The 17,063-nt window shown below is 70.9% G+C and carries 18 protein-coding genes; 17 read left to right on the plus strand and 1 reads right to left on the minus strand.

Annotation, left to right across the window (positions count from 1 at the left end):
- Positions 1-64 precede the first annotated feature (64 nt).
- The 4 genes from ACTWQC_RS24500 to ffh all read left to right on the plus strand — a co-directional run bounded on the left by ACTWQC_RS24500 (position 65) and on the right by ffh (position 6,058).
- A complete protein-coding gene (locus ACTWQC_RS24500) occupies positions 65-1,429 on the plus strand; it encodes an ammonium transporter (protein ID WP_443317946.1) in 1,365 nt (454 codons plus the stop codon).
- Positions 1,426-1,764: a P-II family nitrogen regulator gene (locus ACTWQC_RS24505; protein WP_443317947.1), complete on the plus strand. Its 339-nt coding sequence runs from the start codon at positions 1,426-1,428 to the stop codon at positions 1,762-1,764. The genes ACTWQC_RS24500 and ACTWQC_RS24505 overlap by 4 nt, the downstream gene beginning before the upstream one ends.
- Before the next feature lie 22 nt (positions 1,765-1,786).
- Positions 1,787-4,375: a [protein-PII] uridylyltransferase gene (locus tag ACTWQC_RS24510; protein WP_443317948.1), complete on the plus strand. Its 2,589-nt coding sequence runs from the start codon at positions 1,787-1,789 to the stop codon at positions 4,373-4,375.
- 111 nt (positions 4,376-4,486) lie between these two features.
- The gene (gene ffh / locus ACTWQC_RS24515) at positions 4,487-6,058 is read left to right on the plus strand and encodes a signal recognition particle protein (RefSeq protein ID WP_443317949.1); all 1,572 of its coding nucleotides are present in this window, start codon (positions 4,487-4,489) and stop codon (positions 6,056-6,058) included.
- Between the two features lie 100 nt (positions 6,059-6,158).
- Here the strand turns inward: ffh and ACTWQC_RS24520 are convergent, their stop codons facing one another.
- A complete protein-coding gene (locus tag ACTWQC_RS24520) occupies positions 6,159-7,001 on the minus strand; it encodes an SAM-dependent methyltransferase (protein ID WP_443317950.1) in 843 nt (280 codons plus the stop codon).
- Positions 7,002-7,279: 278 nt separating this feature from the next.
- On the opposite strand from ACTWQC_RS24520, the gene proS reads away from it, so the two are divergent.
- The 13 genes from proS to ACTWQC_RS24585 all read left to right on the plus strand — a co-directional run bounded on the left by proS (position 7,280) and on the right by ACTWQC_RS24585 (position 17,039).
- A complete protein-coding gene (proS, locus tag ACTWQC_RS24525; protein ID WP_443317951.1) occupies positions 7,280-8,695 on the plus strand; it encodes a proline--tRNA ligase in 1,416 nt (471 codons plus the stop codon).
- Positions 8,696-8,939: 244 nt separating this feature from the next.
- Positions 8,940-9,530, plus strand: a complete 591-nt coding sequence (locus tag ACTWQC_RS24530; protein ID WP_443317952.1) for a hypothetical protein — start codon at positions 8,940-8,942, stop codon at positions 9,528-9,530.
- A 214-nt stretch (positions 9,531-9,744) separates the two neighbouring features.
- On the plus strand, positions 9,745-10,188 hold the full coding sequence (rpsP, locus tag ACTWQC_RS24535) for a 30S ribosomal protein S16 (protein ID WP_443317953.1): 444 nt from the start codon (positions 9,745-9,747) through the stop codon (positions 10,186-10,188).
- A gap of 2 nt (positions 10,189-10,190) precedes the next feature.
- The gene (locus ACTWQC_RS24540; RefSeq protein ID WP_003973401.1) at positions 10,191-10,430 is read left to right on the plus strand and encodes an RNA-binding protein; all 240 of its coding nucleotides are present in this window, start codon (positions 10,191-10,193) and stop codon (positions 10,428-10,430) included.
- 148 nt (positions 10,431-10,578) lie between these two features.
- A complete protein-coding gene (gene rimM, locus ACTWQC_RS24545; RefSeq protein ID WP_443317954.1) occupies positions 10,579-11,100 on the plus strand; it encodes a ribosome maturation factor RimM in 522 nt (173 codons plus the stop codon).
- Positions 11,097-11,996 (plus strand): tRNA (guanosine(37)-N1)-methyltransferase TrmD, encoded by a 900-nt coding sequence (gene trmD / locus ACTWQC_RS24550; protein ID WP_443317955.1) that lies wholly within the window; start codon positions 11,097-11,099, stop codon positions 11,994-11,996. Before rimM ends, trmD begins: the two co-directional genes overlap by 4 nt.
- 131 nt (positions 11,997-12,127) lie before the next feature.
- Positions 12,128-12,478: a 50S ribosomal protein L19 gene (gene rplS / locus ACTWQC_RS24555; RefSeq protein WP_443317956.1), complete on the plus strand. Its 351-nt coding sequence runs from the start codon at positions 12,128-12,130 to the stop codon at positions 12,476-12,478.
- Between the two features lie 45 nt (positions 12,479-12,523).
- Positions 12,524-13,357 carry a signal peptidase I gene (gene lepB / locus ACTWQC_RS24560; protein WP_443317957.1) on the plus strand — a complete coding sequence of 278 codons (834 nt, stop codon included), beginning with the start codon at positions 12,524-12,526 and terminating at the stop codon, positions 13,355-13,357.
- Positions 13,350-14,423: a signal peptidase I gene (gene lepB / locus ACTWQC_RS24565; protein WP_443317958.1), complete on the plus strand. Its 1,074-nt coding sequence runs from the start codon at positions 13,350-13,352 to the stop codon at positions 14,421-14,423. Before lepB (ACTWQC_RS24560) ends, lepB (ACTWQC_RS24565) begins: the two co-directional genes overlap by 8 nt.
- Positions 14,350-15,315 (plus strand): signal peptidase I, encoded by a 966-nt coding sequence (gene lepB / locus ACTWQC_RS24570; protein WP_443317959.1) that lies wholly within the window; start codon positions 14,350-14,352, stop codon positions 15,313-15,315. The genes lepB (ACTWQC_RS24565) and lepB (ACTWQC_RS24570) overlap by 74 nt, the downstream gene beginning before the upstream one ends.
- Positions 15,316-15,352: 37 nt before the next feature.
- Positions 15,353-16,108 (plus strand): signal peptidase I, encoded by a 756-nt coding sequence (lepB, locus tag ACTWQC_RS24575; RefSeq protein ID WP_443317960.1) that lies wholly within the window; start codon positions 15,353-15,355, stop codon positions 16,106-16,108.
- Positions 16,101-16,658 (plus strand): NUDIX hydrolase, encoded by a 558-nt coding sequence (locus tag ACTWQC_RS24580; RefSeq protein ID WP_443317961.1) that lies wholly within the window; start codon positions 16,101-16,103, stop codon positions 16,656-16,658. Before lepB (ACTWQC_RS24575) ends, ACTWQC_RS24580 begins: the two co-directional genes overlap by 8 nt.
- A 54-nt stretch (positions 16,659-16,712) precedes the next feature.
- The gene (locus ACTWQC_RS24585; protein ID WP_360846720.1) at positions 16,713-17,039 is read left to right on the plus strand and encodes a DUF2469 domain-containing protein; all 327 of its coding nucleotides are present in this window, start codon (positions 16,713-16,715) and stop codon (positions 17,037-17,039) included.
- The last annotated feature ends 24 nt before the right edge of the window (positions 17,040-17,063 follow it).

The following is a 17,063-nucleotide window of genomic DNA, read 5'->3' on the forward strand; positions in this document are numbered from 1 at the left end:
CGGCCCATCGCTCTTTCCGTAATGGCTTTCCCGCACGGGCCGCACCGACGACGAGGAGACGCCGATGCCCCCAGGCATCACCACGCTTGCCGCAGACGCTCCTGAGCTGTCTGCCGCCAACACCGGATTCATGCTCATCTGTTCCGCCCTGGTGATGCTCATGACGCCGGGCCTGGCCTTCTTCTACGGAGGCATGGTCCGGGTCAAGAGCACCCTCAACATGCTGATGATGAGCTTCATCAGCCTGGGGATCGTCACCATCCTCTGGGTGCTGTACGGCTTCAGCCTCGCCTTCGGCACCGACAAGGGCAGCGTGATCGGCTGGTCCACCGACTATCTCGGGCTGAGCGGCCTCGGCCTCACCCAGCTCTGGGACGGTTACACCATCCCGATCTACGTGTTCGCTGTCTTCCAGCTGATGTTCGCCATCATCACGCCCGCGCTGATCAGCGGCGCTCTGGCCGACCGCGTGAAGTTCACCGCCTGGGCGCTGTTCATCACGCTGTGGGTCACGGTGGTCTACTTCCCGATCGCGCACTGGGTGTGGGGGACCGGTGGCTGGGCCTTCGAGCTCGGTGTGATCGACTTCGCCGGTGGTACGGCGGTCCACATCAACGCCGGTGCCGCGGCGCTCGGCGTGATCCTGGTGATCGGCAAGCGCGTCGGCTTCAAGAAGGACCCGATGCGGCCGCACAGCCTGCCGCTGGTCATGCTCGGCGCCGGGCTCCTGTGGTTCGGCTGGTTCGGATTCAACGCCGGTTCCTGGCTCGGCAACGACGACGGTGTCGGCGCGGTGATGTTCTTCAACACCCAGATCGCCACCGCCGCCGCAATGCTCGCCTGGCTCGCATACGAGAAGATCCGCCACGGTGCGTTCACCACCCTCGGCGCCGCCTCCGGCGCGGTCGCGGGCCTGGTCGCCATCACCCCGTCCGGCGGCTCCGTCAGCCCGCTCGGCGCGATCGCCGTCGGCGCCATCGCCGGTGTGCTGTGCGCCATGGCCGTCGGCCTGAAGTACAAGCTGGGTTACGACGACTCCCTCGACGTCGTCGGCGTCCACCTCGTCGGCGGCATCGTCGGCTCGCTCCTGGTCGGCTTCTTCGCCACCGGCGGCGTGCAGTCGGACGTCGCAGGCCTCTTCTACGGCGGTGGCCTGGGCCAGCTCGGCAAGCAGGCCGCTGGTGTCGGCGCGACCCTCGCGTACTCTCTGATCGTCTCCGCGATCCTCGCCTTCCTGATCGACAAGACGATCGGGATGCGGGTCTCCGAGGACGACGAGATCTCCGGCATCGACCAGGTCGAGCACGCCGAGACCGCGTACGACTTCAGCGGTGCCGGCGGCGGCGCGGCTGACCGTACCGCCGTCCCCGCCGCCCCGAACCAGGACGCGTCGGCTGTGGTCGCCAAGAACAAGAAGGTGGACGCATGAAGCTCATCACGGCAGTCGTGAAGCCGCACCGGCTCGACGAGATCAAGGAAGCCCTGCAGGCCTTCGGTGTCCAGGGGCTGACCGTCACCGAGGCGAGCGGCTACGGGCGGCAGCGCGGCCACACCGAGGTCTACCGGGGCGCGGAGTACACCGTCGACCTGGTGCCGAAGATCCGGATCGAGGTGCTGGTCGAGGACGCGGACGCGGAGCAGCTGATCGATGTCATCGTGAAGGCGGCCCGCACTGGCAAGATCGGCGATGGCAAGGTCTGGAGCATCCCGGTCGACTCGGCGGTCCGGGTACGGACCGGCGAGCGCGGCCCGGACGCGCTCTGACCACGACGAGTCAGGAGCCCGAGTGACGGCGGAAAGCCTCGAAGACCTCGACGAGCAGAGCCTCGGAGAGAAGAAGGAAACGTCCGACTCGGGACCCGGCGGCTACGCGGCGGCCCGGCTGCGACTCCTCCAGGAGGAGTCGCAGTCCGGGCCGTCCCGGCGTGCCGCGCTGGCCAGACTCACCGACGAGTGGCTGGCCGCCCTGCTCCACAGCGGTGCCAGGGCCGCGGGCACGAGCGGCGTCGCGCTGGTGTCCGTCGGGGGCTACGGGCGCGGCGAGCTGTCCCCGCGCAGCGATCTCGATCTGCTGCTTCTGCACGACGGGTCGGCGGACGCCGGTGCGGTGGCGACGCTCGCCGACCGCGTCTGGTACCCGGTCTGGGACCTCGGCCTGGCCCTCGACCACTCCGTCCGCACCCCGGCGGAGGCCCGTAAGACCGCGGGCGAGGACCTCAAGGTGCAGTTGGGGCTGCTGGACGCCCGGCATGTCGCGGGCGACGCCGCGCTGACGGCGGGGATGCGCACGGCCGTGCTCGCCGACTGGCGAAACCAGGCGCCCAAGCGGCTGCCGGAGCTGAACGAGTTGTGCCAGGAGCGCGCCGAGCGGCAGGGCGAGTTGCAGTTCCTGCTCGAACCGGACCTCAAGGAGGCGCGGGGCGGGCTGCGGGACGTGACCGCGCTGCGCGCCGTCGCCGCGTCCTGGCTCGCCGACGCGCCCCGTGAAGGCCTCGAGGACGCGCGCAGGCGGCTCCTGGACGCCCGCGACGCGCTGCATCTGTCCACAGGGCGGGCCACCGACCGGCTGGCGCTCCAGGAGCAGGACCAGGTCGCCGCGGACCTCGGCCTGCTGGACGCCGACGCGCTGCTGCGCCAGGTGTACGAGGCCGCGCGCACCGTCTCGTATGCCGGTGACGTGACCTGGCGCGAGGTCGGCCGGGTGCTGCGTGCCCGCGCCGCGCGGCCCCGCCTCCGGTCGCTGCTCGGCGGCCGCGGCGGGCGCGCGGGCTCCGGCCGCGCGCAGGGAGACGGCGCCGAGCGGACGCCGCTCGCCGAGGGCGTCGTGGAGCTGGAGGGCGAGGTGGTGCTCGCCCGCACCGCGCGGCCCGACCGCGATCCCGTGCTCCCGCTGCGGGCCGCGGCCGCGGCGGCGCAGGCGGGACTGCCGCTCTCGCTGCACGCCGTACGACGCATGACCGCGACCGCACGCCCCCTGCCCGTACCGTGGCCGGCCGAGGCCAGGGAGCAGCTCGTCACGCTGCTCGGCGCGGGCGAGCCCACCGTCCCGGTATGGGAGGCGCTGGAGGCCGAAGGGCTGATCACCCGGCTGCTGCCGGACTGGGAGCGGGTCCGCTGCCGCCCGCAGCGCAACCCGGTGCACCGCTGGACCGTCGACCGCCACCTCGTGGAGACCGCTGTACGGGCCTCCGCGCTCACCCGCCGCGTCGGCCGCCCCGACCTGCTGCTGGTCGCGGCGCTGCTGCACGACATCGGCAAGGGCTGGCCCGGCGACCACTCGGTGGCCGGCGAGGTCATCGCCAAGGACGTGGCCTCCCGGATCGGCTTCGACCGCGCGGATGTCGGGGTGCTCGCCACGCTCGTACGCCACCACCTGCTGCTCGTGGAGACCGCGACCCGGCGGGACCTCGACGACCCCGCCACCGTCCGCTCGGTCGCCCGGGCCGTCGGCAGCATCGGCACCCTCGAGCTGCTGCACGCCCTCACCGAGGCCGACGCGCTGGCCACGGGCCCGGCGGCGTGGAGCTCCTGGCGCGGCGGGCTGGTGGCCGATCTGGTGAAACGGGTCACAGCGGTGCTCAGCGGCGAACCGGTCGAGGACCAGGGCACGCCTGCCGAGCCGACCGCCGAGCAGGAGCGGCTCGCCGTCGAGGCGCTCCGCACCGGCGGGCCCGTCCTCGCGCTGCACGCCCAGACCGAGCTCGCCCTGCCGGGCGAGGAGGACGCCGAGGCCAGCGGCCGCGACGCGGAGTCCGGTCCAGAACCGGTCGGTGTGGAGCTGCTCATCGCCGTCCCCGATCAGTCGGGCGTGCTGCCCGCGGTGGCGGGTGTGCTGGCGATGCACCGGCTGACCGTACGGGCGGCGGATCTGCGCGCCATCGAGCTGCCGGAGGCGCTGGCCGGGCAGGAGGGGGACGAGAAGCCCTCGGAAGGGAAGCGGCCGGGCGGCGGCGTGCTGCTGCTGAGCTGGCGGGTGGCCGCCGAGTACGGCTCGCTGCCCCAGGCGGCCCGGCTGCGCAACGACCTCGTCCGGGCGCTGAACGGCTCGCTGGACATCCCCGCCCGGCTCGCCGAGCGCGAGGCCGCCTACCCGCGCCGCCGCGGCGTACAGGCCCCGCCGCCACGCGTGACCGTCGCTCCTGCGGGCTCCCGGCTCGCCACCGTCATCGAGGTGCGCACCCAGGACGCGCCCGGGCTGCTGCACCGCATCGGCAGGGCGCTGGACGCGGCCGCGGTACGGGTGCGCAGCGCGCATGTCAGCACGCTGGGCGCGAACGCGGTGGACGCCTTCTACGTCACGGATCCGGCGGGTGATCCGCTGCCCGACGAGCGGGCCCTGGCGGTCGCCCAGGCCGTGGAGAGCGCTCTGCGCTGAGCCTGGCTCGAAGGATCGGTCCGGGTACGGGGCAGACCATACCCGGACCGGGCAGATACCCTTGGGAGTCATCTGCCCGACCGCACCCCGATACGAGGATTCGCGACCGCCGTGTTCGACACTCTTTCCGACCGCCTCGCAGCGACGTTCAAGAACCTTCGGGGCAAGGGCCGCCTTTCCGAGGCGGACATCGACGCCACGGCGCGGGAGATCCGTATCGCCCTGCTGGAGGCGGACGTCGCGCTGCCCGTCGTGCGGGCCTTCATCACGCACGTCAAGGAGCGCGCGCTCGGCGCCGAGGTCTCCCAGGCGCTGAACCCCGCACAGCAGGTCATCAAGATCGTCAACGATGAGCTGATCGGCATCCTCGGCGGCGAGACCCGGCGCCTGCGGTTCGCCAAGCAACCGCCGACGGTGATCATGCTCGCCGGTCTGCAGGGTGCGGGTAAGACCACCCTCGCCGGAAAACTGGGCCGCTGGCTCCAGGCGCAGGGCCACGCGCCCGTGCTCGTCGCCGCCGACCTCCAGCGCCCCAACGCCGTGAACCAGCTGGAGGTGGTCGCCGAGCGCGCGGGCGTCGCCGTCTTCGCGCCCGAGGCGGGCAACGGCTCCGGCGATCCGGTGCAGGTCGCCAAGGACTCGATCGAGTTCGCCAGGACCAAGCAGCACGATGTCGTGATCGTCGACACCGCGGGCCGCCTCGGCATCGACGCCGAGATGATGCAGCAGGCCGCGGACATCCGGGATGCGATCAGCCCGGACGAGATCCTCTTCATCGTCGACGCGATGATCGGCCAGGACGCGGTCAACACGGCCGAGGCCTTCCGCGACGGCGTCGGCTTCGACGGCGTGGTGCTCTCCAAGCTGGACGGCGACGCGCGCGGTGGCGCCGCGCTCTCCATCGCGCATGTGACGGGCCGCCAGATCATGTTCGCCTCCAACGGCGAGAAGCTGGACGACTTCGACGCGTTCCACCCGGACCGCATGGCGTCCCGCATCCTCGGCATGGGCGACATGCTCAGCCTGATCGAGAAGGCCGAGCAGACCTTCAGCCAGGCCGAGGCCGAGAAGATGGCGGCCAAGCTGGCGAAGGGCCCCAAGGAGTTCACGCTCGACGACTTCCTGGCCCAGATGGAGCAGGTCCGCAAGATGGGCTCCATCTCCAAGCTGCTCGGGATGCTGCCGGGCATGGGCCAGATCAAGGACCAGATCAACAACCTCGACGAGCGAGACGTGGACCGCACGGCCGCGATCATCAAGTCGATGACGCCGGGCGAGCGCCAGGACCCGAACGTCATCAACGGCTCGCGCCGCGCTCGTATCGCCCGGGGTTCCGGCGTGGACGTCAGCGCGGTGAAGAACCTCGTCGAGCGCTTCTTCGAGGCGCGCAAGATGATGTCGCGCATGGCGCAGGGCGGCGGCATGCCGGGGATGCCCGGGGTGCCGGGCATGGGCGGTGGGCCCGGCCGGCAGAAGAAGAAGCAGAAGCAGGCCAAGGGCAAGCAGCGCAGCGGGAACCCGATGAAGCGCAAGGCCGAGGAGCAGGCGGCGGCTCAGCGCAAGGCGGCGGGCGCGGGCAGCCCGCAGGGCGGCGCGTTCGGCCTCCCGGGCCCCGGTGCGGAAGCGGACTCCTTCGAACTCCCCAAGGAATTCCGGGACTTGCTTCCGCCGCAGGACAAGTAGCGATACGCGTACGGCGACAGCGGCCGGGGAGCGATCCCCGGCCGCTGGTCGTGAGCGAGATCGGACGAGTTGGGACGAGTTCAGATGAGTTCAGACGGGTTCAGACGCGGGCGATGAGATAGCGGAAGACGTTCGGCATCCAGACCGTGCCGTCCGGGCGCGTGTGCGGGTGCAGGGCCTCGGTCAGCTCCTTGTCGACCTGCGACCGGTCGGTGGCCGCCACCGCTGCGTCGAACAGCCCGGTCGACAGCAGGCCGCGCACCGCGCTGTCCATGTCGGCGTATCCGAACGGGCAGGCGACCCGCCCCGAGCCGTCAGGCCGCAGCCCCGCCCGGTGCGCCAGCTCCTCCAGGTCGTCCCTCCCGCGGGGCCGCCAGACCCCGGGCGTCCGCAGCGGGTCGGCGAGCCGGGACGCCACCCCCAGCACCGACGAGGTGGCACACCGCTCGGCAGGACCCCACCCGGCCAGGACGACCGGAGTTCCGCGCTCCGCCCCCGCGGCCGCCTCCGACAGCGCCGATACGAGATCGCCTTCGGCGAACGGCTGCGGGTCGAAGGCCGTCACCAGGTTGAACCCGGGGCCACCGGGCTTCGCGACCTCGCCGGGGACGCTCCCCAGCAGCCGCGTACGGGCGGTGCGCTCCCGCGCGCCGTCACCGGGGAGCAGCCGCTCCCGCGCCAGCGCGAGACGCTCGGCATCCGCCTCGGTTCCGGTGACGTGTGCGCCCCTGGCGGCCGCCATGAGCAGGGCGAGCCCCGAGCCGCAGCCCAGGCCCAGCACTCGCGTCGCAGGACCCACCTCCAGGCGCTCGTACACCGCCTCGTAGAGCGGCACCAGCATGCGTTCCTGGATCTCCGCCCAGTCCCGGGCGCGCGAGGACCGTGCGGGATCCGGGGGTGAAGCGGGGTGGAGGTGGTGCTGCCGTACGAGCGTGGGTGTCATCGATGCGCCCCAATCCGCCGAGAGCCGTTGCCGCTTCTGCCTGACCCGCCCCCTGACCGTGCCTGCTGCCGCATCCCCCAAGGGGCCTCTCCGGGCCGGAAGGTCCGGTGGAGGCCCGCATCCCCGATGCCAGATAACTGCCGATCCGTACCCGAGTCCAGAGGGTGTGCGAGGGGTGCTTGCGTGCACGCTTCCGTGCACCCCGCGTGCGCCCCCGGTTCCGGTCCGTGCACCCGCCGATTCACATTTCAGGGTGACACCGCCGTACCATCTCCGCCATGGCAAAGGCTCCCGTGCTCACACCCCAGGCGGACGACTTCCCGCGCTGGTACCAGGACTTGATCAACAAAGCCGAGCTGGCCGACAACGGCCCGGTGCGCGGCACCATGGTCATCCGACCGTACGGCTACGGCCTGTGGGAGCGGATGCAGCAGGAGATGGACGCGCGGATCAAGGCCGCGGGGGCCTCCAACGCCTACTTCCCCCTCTTCATCCCGCAGTCGTACCTGACCAAGGAGGCCGAGCACGTCGAGGGCTTCGCCCCCGAGCTGGCGGTGGTCACGCACGGCGGCGGCAAGGAGCTCGAGGAGCCGGTCGTCGTCCGGCCCACCTCCGAGACGATCATCAACGAGTACTTCTCGAAGTGGGTGCAGAGCTACCGCGACCTGCCCCTGCTGATCAACCAGTGGGCGAACGTCGTCCGCTGGGAGATGCGGCCCCGGGTCTTCCTGCGCACCACCGAGTTCCTCTGGCAGGAGGGCCACACCGCCCACGCCACGTACGAGGACGCCCGCGACTACGCCGCGTACATCCACAAGGAGGTCTACGCGGACTTCATGGTGGACGTCCTCGGCATCGACGTGGTGCTGGGGCGCAAGACCCCCAAGGAACGGTTCGCCGGCGCGATCAACACCCTGACCCTCGAGGCCATGATGGGCGACGGCAAGGCGCTCCAGATGGGCACGAGCCATGAGCTCGGCCAGAACTTCGCCAAGGCCTTCAACACCCAGTACCTGTCCAGGGACGGCAAGCAGGAGCTGGTCTGGCAGACCTCCTGGGGCTCCTCGACCCGCATGGTCGGCGGCCTGATCATGTCTCACGGCGACGACAACGGCCTGCGCGTGCCGCCGCGCCTCGCTCCCGTCCAGGCCGTGGTCCTGGCGATCAAGGGTGACGACGCGGTGATCGCCAAGGTCCGCGAGATCGGCGACCGGCTGGCTGCCGCGGGCGTCCGTGTCCAGGTCGACGACCGCACCGACACGCCCTTCGGCCGCCGCGCCGTCGACTGGGAGCTCAAGGGCGTCCCGGTCCGGATCGAGGTCGGGCCCCGGGACATGGAGAACGGCACGGCGATGGTGGCCCGCCGTATCCCCGGGGGCAAGGAGCCCGTGCAGATCGAGGCCCTGGATGCGCTGCTCCCCAAGATCCTCGAGGACGACCAGGCGCTGCTGCTCCGGCAGTCGCGCGAGCGCCGCGAGTCCCGTACCTCCGACGTGACCACGGTCGGGGAGGCCGCGGAGGTCGCGGTTGCCGGCGGCTGGGCCCGGATCCCGTGGTCCGTGCTGGGCGAGGAGGGCGAGGCCAGGCTCGCCGAGCAGGCGGTCACGGTGCGCTGTCTCGTCGGCGAGGACGGGGCGGTCCCGGAGTCCGACGACGCCCTCGGTACCCTCGCGGTGGTCGCGCGCGCCTACTGAGCGCTGTGCCCGGGGCGGCCCTGCTGAAGGCCTCCCGGCTGATTCGCCCCGGCGTGCGGAGGTTCTCTACGCGCCGGGGCGTACGCGCGGGTACGTACCAGCTTGGCGCGAGCTGCGCAGCTCCTCCGCAGATCTGCGCACCCGCCCTCGTCGGGACGCATGAGCGAAAACTGACTGGTACGTGCAAATTATTTGGGATGGCCCGGAATCGGAACACCAGGGCACTCAGAATCGTTCTTACGACGTGAGCACGACACCACCTGTTCTCGCCGCGGAACTGGCGCAGGCGTGGGCCGACATTCAACGGCACCACCCCGAGCTGCCGGATCTCGCCGCGCCCGAATCGCTGATCGGAGAATCCTCGTCCGCCTGCGGCGCCGAGCTCTCCTTCGAACGGCTGCTCCACGAAGCCGTCCACGGTATTGCCGCAGCCCGCGGCATCCGCGACACCTCGCGGGCCGGCCGCTATCACAACCGCAGATTCCTCGCGATCGCCGAAGAGCTCGGTCTCGACCACTCCGACGAGCCGCATCCCAGCAGCGGCTTCTCCCTGGTCGTCCTCAGCCCCGAGGCGAAGAAGCGCTACCGGCCCACCATCGAGCGGCTGCAGCGCGCCCTGAAGGCGCACACGGCGGCCACGGCGGCGGACACCGCACGCAGCTTCCGGGGCCCGGCCGCCCGGCACGGCTCCTCCGGCGGTGGAGTGCGCGTCAAGGCCGTGTGCGACTGCGGGAGGAATGTGCGGGTCGTCCCGTCCGTGCTGGCCCAGGCGCCGATCGTCTGCGGCGGGTGCGGCAAGCCCTTCCGGATCCCCGAGACGGTCGCCGCCGCCTGACCGAGCGCCGTACGGCCCCGATGTGACATCGCGTCGTCACCGGGGGCGTACGGTGGTGCGCCCGCGGTGTGGCAGAATGGACCGCTGAGTACTCGGCAGCCGGTCCGGACCCCTCTCTCCCTCGGCTGACGCGTCCACCGAGCGCTCGGATCCCACCACCCCACGTGGAAGCCGTTGCGCTCAAACACGTCGTAGAGCAGGAGACACCACACCCGTGGCAGTCAAGATCAAGCTGAAGCGCCTGGGCAAGATCCGGTCGCCGCACTACCGCATCATCGTCGCCGACTCCCGCACCCGCCGTGACGGCCGGGCCATCGAGGAGATCGGTCTGTACCACCCGGTGCAGAACCCCTCACGCATCGAGGTCGACACCGAGCGTGTCCAGTACTGGCTGGGTGTCGGCGCGCAGCCGACCGAGCCCGTTCTGGCCATCCTCAAGGTCACCGGCGACTGGCAGAAGTTCAAGGGCCTGCCGGCTCCGGAGCCGATGAAGGTCGCCGAGCCGAAGGCCGACAAGCGCGCCCTCTTCGAGGCCGCCGCCAAGGAGTCGGGCGAGGAGCCGAAGGGTGAGGCGATCACCCCGAAGGCGAAGAAGTCCGAGAAGAAGGCGGACGAGGCGGCTGCGACCGCTGAGTCCACCGAGTCGACCGAGGCCTGAGGATGCTCGAGGAAGCCCTCGAGCACTTGGTGAAGGGCATCGTCGACAATCCCGACGACGTGCAGGTCGCCTCGCGCAACCTGCGCCGGGGGCGCGTGCTGGAGGTCCGGGTCCACCCGGACGACCTCGGCAAGGTGATCGGCCGCAACGGCCGCACCGCGCGCGCTCTGCGGACCGTCGTCGGCGCCATCGGCGGCCGTGGCGTCCGGGTCGACCTCGTCGACGTGGACCACGTCCGCTGAAGCCAGCACAGCAGACCGGCACGGGCCGGGGAGGGGCTACGCGCCCTCCCCGGCCTTTTGCCGACGGCAACCATCAATTGAGAAGCTCGACGGCGAGAACAACGTCCGCGAGAGCGGCGGCGGTTCGGCCGCAAAGGAGAGCGCAACAGTGCAGCTGGTAGTCGCGCGGATCGGCCGCGCCCACGGCATCAAGGGCGAGGTCACGGTGGAGGTGCGCACCGACGAGCCGGAGCTGCGGCTCGCGCCGGGTGCCGTCCTGGCCACGGACCCCGCATCGGCGGGTCCGCTGACCATCGAGACCGGCCGCGTCCACAGCGGCCGGCTGCTGCTGCGCTTCGAGGGCGTCCAGGACCGTACGGCTGCGGAGGCGCTGCGGAACATCCTGCTCATCGCGGACGTGGACCCGGAGGAGAGCCCCGAGGACCCCGAGGAGTTCTACGACCATCAGCTGATCGATCTCGACGTGGTGACCGCGGACGGCACCGAGGTCGGCCGGATCGCCGAGATCAGCCACCTCCCGTACCACGACCTGCTGGTCGTCGAGCGCCCGGACGGCAGCGAGGTCATGGTGCCGTTCGTCAGCGAGATCGTGCCGGAGATCGACCTGGAGGAGCAGCGGGCGGTCATCGACCCGCCGCCGGGCCTGCTCGACGAGGGTGAAACCGTATGAGGCTCGACGTCGTCACGATTTTCCCGGAGTACCTGGAGCCGCTGAACGTCTCGCTGGTCGGCAAGGCGCGGCAGCGCGGGCAGCTCGACGTACACGTCCATGACCTGCGGAAGTGGACCCACGACCGGCACAACACGGTGGACGACACCCCGTACGGCGGCGGGCCCGGCATGGTGATGAAGCCCGAGCCGTGGGGCGAGGCGCTGGACTGGATCATCGAGTCCGGCTCCGGGACCGCGGCGGACGACGGCGCCGCCGCGCGGCCCACCCTCGTCGTGCCCACCCCGAGCGGCCGCCCCTTCACCCAGGCCCTCGCCGTCGAGCTCTCCGAGCGCCCCTGGCTGATCTTCGCGCCCGCCCGCTACGAGGGCATCGACCGCCGGGTCCTCGACGAATACGGCGAGCGGCTCGAGGTCCACGAGGTCTCCATCGGCGACTACGTGCTGGCCGGCGGCGAGGCCGCGGTCCTTGTCATCACCGAGGCGGTCGCGCGGCTGCTGCCCGGCGTGCTCGGCAACGCCGCATCGCACGAGGACGACTCCTTCGCGCCGGGCCGGATGGAGAACCTCCTGGAGGGCCCCGTCTACACCAAGCCCCCGGAGTGGCGCGGCCGGGGCATTCCCGAGGTCCTGCTGAGCGGCCACCACGGCCGGATCGCGCGCTGGCGTCGCGACGAGGCGTTCCGCCGTACGGTCCTGAACCGCCCCGATCTGATCGAGCGGGCCGACCCCGCCGCGTTCGACGAGCACGACCGCAAGATCCTCGCCGAGCTGGGCTGGGACGTGAGCGAGTCGAAGCCCGTAGACAGCGGGCCCAAGCGCCCGGAGGCGAGCGAGCGGGATGGGGCGGGGCCGGACGGCAGATTTGGGCGGTCGGCCCAGGTCGTGGAAGAATAAGCCGCTGCTGTGTGCGTCCGGCGCGCGTCCCCTGCCACAGGGGGAACGACGCCCGCCCGACGGTGCGGCACCCGAACTCATCCCGACATACCGCTGATGACCTGTGGCATCAGCGAGGAAAGCAGACGATCATGTCTCACCTTCTCGACACCGTCGACGCCGCGTCGCTGCGCACCGACGTCCCCGCCTTCCGCCCCGGCGACACCGTGAACGTCCACGTGCGTGTCATCGAGGGCAACCGCTCGCGCATCCAGCAGTTCAAGGGCGTGGTCATCCGCCGCCAGGGCGCCGGTGTGCGCGAGACCTTCACGGTCCGCAAGGTGAGCTTCAGCGTCGGCGTCGAGCGCACCTTCCCGGTGCACAGCCCGATCTTCGAGAAGATCGAGCTCGTCACCCGCGGTGACGTGCGCCGTGCCAAGCTCTACTACCTGCGCCAGCTGCGCGGCAAGGCCGCGAAGATCAAGGAGAAGCGCGAGAGCTGAGCTCCTGCCGGGCGTCCGGGTCCGGCCGGATAGGCTCTGGACCCGATGGACACCGACGCACAGCTTTCGGAGCGCGACCGCTCTTCCGGCCCCGGCGAGGGGCATGAACAGAGGTCGCGCTCCCTGCGTATTCCGGGGAGGGTATCGCGGGGGAAGGAAGCTCCAAAGGAAGCTCCGGGGAAGGAACTTCCGGCGAAGGAGGAGGAACGGCCGTCCTGGCTCCGGCGGCGCGGGCCCTGGCGGCGCGCGGCTCTGCTGGCGGGGCTCTGCGCGGTCTTCCTCGGGCTGCTCAGCGCCTGTGTCGTCCAGCCCTTCCTGATCCCCAGCGGATCGATGGAGCCGACGCTGAGGGCCGGGGACCGGGTGCTGGTGAACAAGCTGGCGTACCGTTTCGGTGATGAGCCGCGGCGGGGCGATGTGGTGGTCTTCGACGGCACCGGGTCGTTCGACCGCGGCGGACCGACCGGGAACCCGGTGACAGGACTGCTGCGGAAGGGGGCTGCCGCAGTGGGACTGGCCGAGCCGGACGAGACCGAGTACGTCAAGCGCGTGGTCGGCATCGGCGGCGACCGGGTCACCTGCTGCGACGAGCGGGGGAGGATCACAGTGAACGGCCAGGCGGTCGACGAGGAGTATCTCTATCCGGGCGACGCTCCGTCCCAGGTGCCCTTCGACATCGTGGTGCCCGAAGGCAAGTTGTGGATGATGGGCGACCACCGCAGCGAGTCCCGGGACTCGCGCGACCATCTCGGGGAGCCGGGCGGGGGCATGGTCCCGGTGGAACGGGTCATCGGCAGAGCGGACTGGATCAGCTGGCCGTACGACCGCTGGGCCGAGCTGGAGCACAGTCGTACCCGACACGGGCACGGGCATGGGTAACCGCGGCCGGCCGCGGTACGGCGCGCACCGCCACGACACCCGGCTGCCCACGGGCACGCGCCCGACGACGGGGCGGGTGACGCCTGGGCGCGCCGAGCGACGCAAGGCCGCGAAGCGGATCAAGCGGCGCCGCCGCGGCAAAGCCGTGCGCGAGGTGCCGATCCTCATAGGTGTGGCGCTTTTCATAGCTCTGGTGCTCAAGACCTTTCTCGTCCAGGCCTTCGTCATTCCGTCCGGCTCGATGGAGCAGACGATCCGGATCGGCGACCGGGTGCTGGTGGACAAGCTCACTCCGTGGTTCGGGTCCGAGCCGCAGCGCGGGGATGTGGTGGTCTTCAAGGACCCGGGCGGCTGGCTGGAGGAGGAACAGACCACGACCACCGAGGACCCCGTGGTGGTCAAGCAGGTCAAGGAGTTCCTGACTTTCATCGGTCTGCTGCCGTCGGAGGACGAGCAGGATCTGATCAAGCGCGTCGTCGCGGTCGGCGGGGACACCGTCAAGTGCTGTGACACGGACGGGCGGGTCACCGTCAACGGCACACCGCTGAACGAGCCGTATCTGCACCCGGGGAACGCCCCCTCCGAGATGAAGTTCAGCGTGAACGTGCCGCCCGGCCGGATCTTCGTCATGGGTGACCACCGGGACAACTCGGCCGACTCCCGGTTCCACTTGGACGAGCCGGGCAGTGGAACGGTCGCGGAGGACCTCGTGGTCGGCAGGGCCGTGGTGATCGCATGGCCGTTCGGCCACTGGCGGCGCCTCGAGGAACCCGGCACGTATGCCTCGGTGCCCGACGCGGGCGGTGCGACGACGGCCGCAGGCCCCGCTGCCCCTAGGCTGTCGTACGGGACCGGGGCCGACTGGTCCCGGCGATCCCCCGAAGTGCAAGTGACGACCTCTCTCCCGACCCCTGCGGAACTCCCGCTCGTTATGGGAGTGGTGGGCCTGCACCGTGCGTGGGGCAGGCGGCAGCGTGGAGTGAGGAGTGGATGTGGGGGATTTGGCGGTCGGCGCACGATCCGGTCACGAAGAGCCCGAAGGGCGGCCCGAAGAACAGCCCGATGAGCGGCCCGACGAGGGGTCAGGTGAGCGGCCGGACCAGCGGCCGGACGGGCTCGCTGAGTCACCCGCGGAGGAGGACAGGGGCCGCCGCGTGAAGCAGCAGAAGAAGCAACGCTCCTTCTGGAAGGAGCTGCCGATTCTCATCGGCATCGCGCTGCTGCTCGCCCTCCTGATCAAGACGTTCCTGGTGCAGGCGTTCTCCATCCCCTCGGACTCGATGCAGGACACGCTGCAGCGCGGCGACCGGGTGCTGGTGGACAAGCTGACCCCGTGGTTCGGCTCGAAGCCGGAGCGCGGCGAGGTCGTCGTCTTCCACGATCCGGGCGGCTGGCTGGGCGAGGCGCCGCAGTCCGACGCCGGGCCGGTGGCCGAGGCCATCCAGAACGTGCTGAGCTTCATCGGCCTCATGCCGTCCTCCGAGGAGAAGGACCTGATCAAGCGGGTCATCGCGGTCGGCGGGGACACCGTCGAGTGCAAGGGCGGCAACCAGCCGGTGAAGGTCAACGGCAAGGCGCTGGACGAGCCCTACCTCCGCCCGGGGAGCTCGCCCTGCCTGGACAAGGCGTTCGGGCCCGTGAAGGTGCCCGAGGGCCGGATCTGGGTGATGGGCGACAACCGCCAGAACTCCCTGGACTCGCGCTACCACCAGAACCTGCCGGGCAAGGGCACGGTCTCGGAGGACGACGTGGTCGGGCGGGCGATCGTCGTGGCCTGGCCGCTGAGCCGCTGGTCCACGCTGCCCGTGCCGGGCACCTTCGAGCAGCCGGGTCTGGGCGAGCAGCTGGGGCTGAACGCGGTGGGTGCCGTGGCCCCCGGCGCTCTGGGTATCGCCGGCGCGGTCCCGCTGGTGCTGTGGCGCCGGCGGCGGCTGACTACCGGGGGTACCCCCGGGTAAGGTGCCGCCCAGACTCCGACGGACGCGAGGGGCTGGAATGGGCACTGCGGTACGTACCGGTGGTACGGGCGGCGGCAACGGCGGACTGGGCGGTGTGCTGTCCGGTCTCGCCGTGGCGGTCGGCTGCGTGCTCTTCCTCGGCGGCTTCGTCTGGGGCGCGATCCTCTATCAGCCCTACACCGTCCCGACCGACTCCATGGCGCCCACCGTGGACGCGGGGGACCGGGTGCTCGCGCAGCGCGTGGACGGCAGCGAGGTGCGGCGCGGGGACGTCGTGGTCTTCGAGGACAAGGTCTGGGGCGACCTGCCGATGGTCAAGCGGGTCGTGGGTGTCGGCGGGGACGAGGTCGCCTGCTGCGACGAGCAGGGCCGGCTGACGGTGAACGGCAAGCCGGTCGAGGAGCCGTACGTGCGCGGCGGCGAGCCCGCTTCGCCGGACGGATTCGACACCAGCGTGCCCAAGGGGAACTTGTTCCTGCTGGGGGACCACCGCAGCACCTCGCAGGACTCGCGGGTTCACCTGGCGGACAGCGACCACGGGTCCGTACCGCGCGGAGCGGTCAGCGGACGGGTGGAGGCGAAGGCGTGGCCCCTGGACGGGTTCGGGATGCTGGCGCAGCCCACGTCCTTCGGGGCCCTGCCCGGTGGCATCTCGGAGCCCGGCCCCCTGCGGCTGATCTTCGTAGGAGTGGTGGCGGGAGCGGTGCTGATCCTCGGCGGGGCGGCGTACGGGCCGCTGGCGCGGCGCGCGGAACAGCGGCGGAAAGAGCGGGCCCGTGTCCGGCATGCCTGATGCGCCTGACACATCCGATTTGTCCGGAACGCCTGATGCATCCGGAACGTCCTACGTGTCTGGCGGATCCGACGAGCGGAAGGTCGCGCGGGTCGTGCTGCTCGACCCCGCGGACCGGATCCTGCTGCTGCACGGCTTCGAGCCCGCGGACCCCACCTCGACCTGGTGGTTCACCCCGGGCGGCGGGGTCGAGGACGGGGAGACGCGTGAGCAGGCGGCGCACCGGGAGCTCGCGGAGGAGACGGGGATCACCGACGTCCGGCTGGGACCCGTGCTGTGGCGGCGCAGCTGCTCGTTCCCGTTCGACGGGCGGCGCTGGGACCAGGACGAGTGGTACTACCTGGGCCGCACCGACCGGACGCGGACCGAGATGAGCGGGCAGACGGATCTGGAGCGGCGGAGCGTCACGGGCCTGCGGTGGTGGACGTACGAAGAGCTGTCCGCGACGCATGAGACGGTGTATCCGACCAGGCTCGCCGAGCTGCTGCGCAGGCTGCTCGACGAGGGTCCCCCGAGCACGCCTGTGGTCCTGGCGACAGAAGTCGTCTAGCGCCCACGCGTCTGACGCACAATAGGGGGACGCACGGCTGAAGGGGAACATGCCATGAGCGCCGAGGACCTCGAGAAGTACGAGACCGAGATGGAGCTGAAGCTCTACCGGGAGTACCGCGACGTCGTCGGCTTGTTCAAATACGTGATCGAGACGGAGCGGCGCTTCTACCTCACGAACGACTACGAGATGCAGGTGCACTCGGTCCAGGGTGAGGTGTTTTTCGAGGTCTCGATGGCCGACGCGTGGGTGTGGGACATGTACCGCCCGGCGCGCTTCGTCAAGCAGGTTCGCGTCCTCACATTCAAGGATGTGAACATCGAGGAGCTCAACAAGAATGACCTCGAACTGCCATCCGGGGAGTCCGGCTTCAACGAATAACTCGATGGGGTGGCCGGGTTTTCC

Origin of the sequence: Streptomyces sp. 8N616 (assembly GCF_052246385.1) — a bacterium.
Taxonomy (GTDB): Bacteria; Actinomycetota; Actinomycetes; order Streptomycetales; family Streptomycetaceae; genus Streptomyces.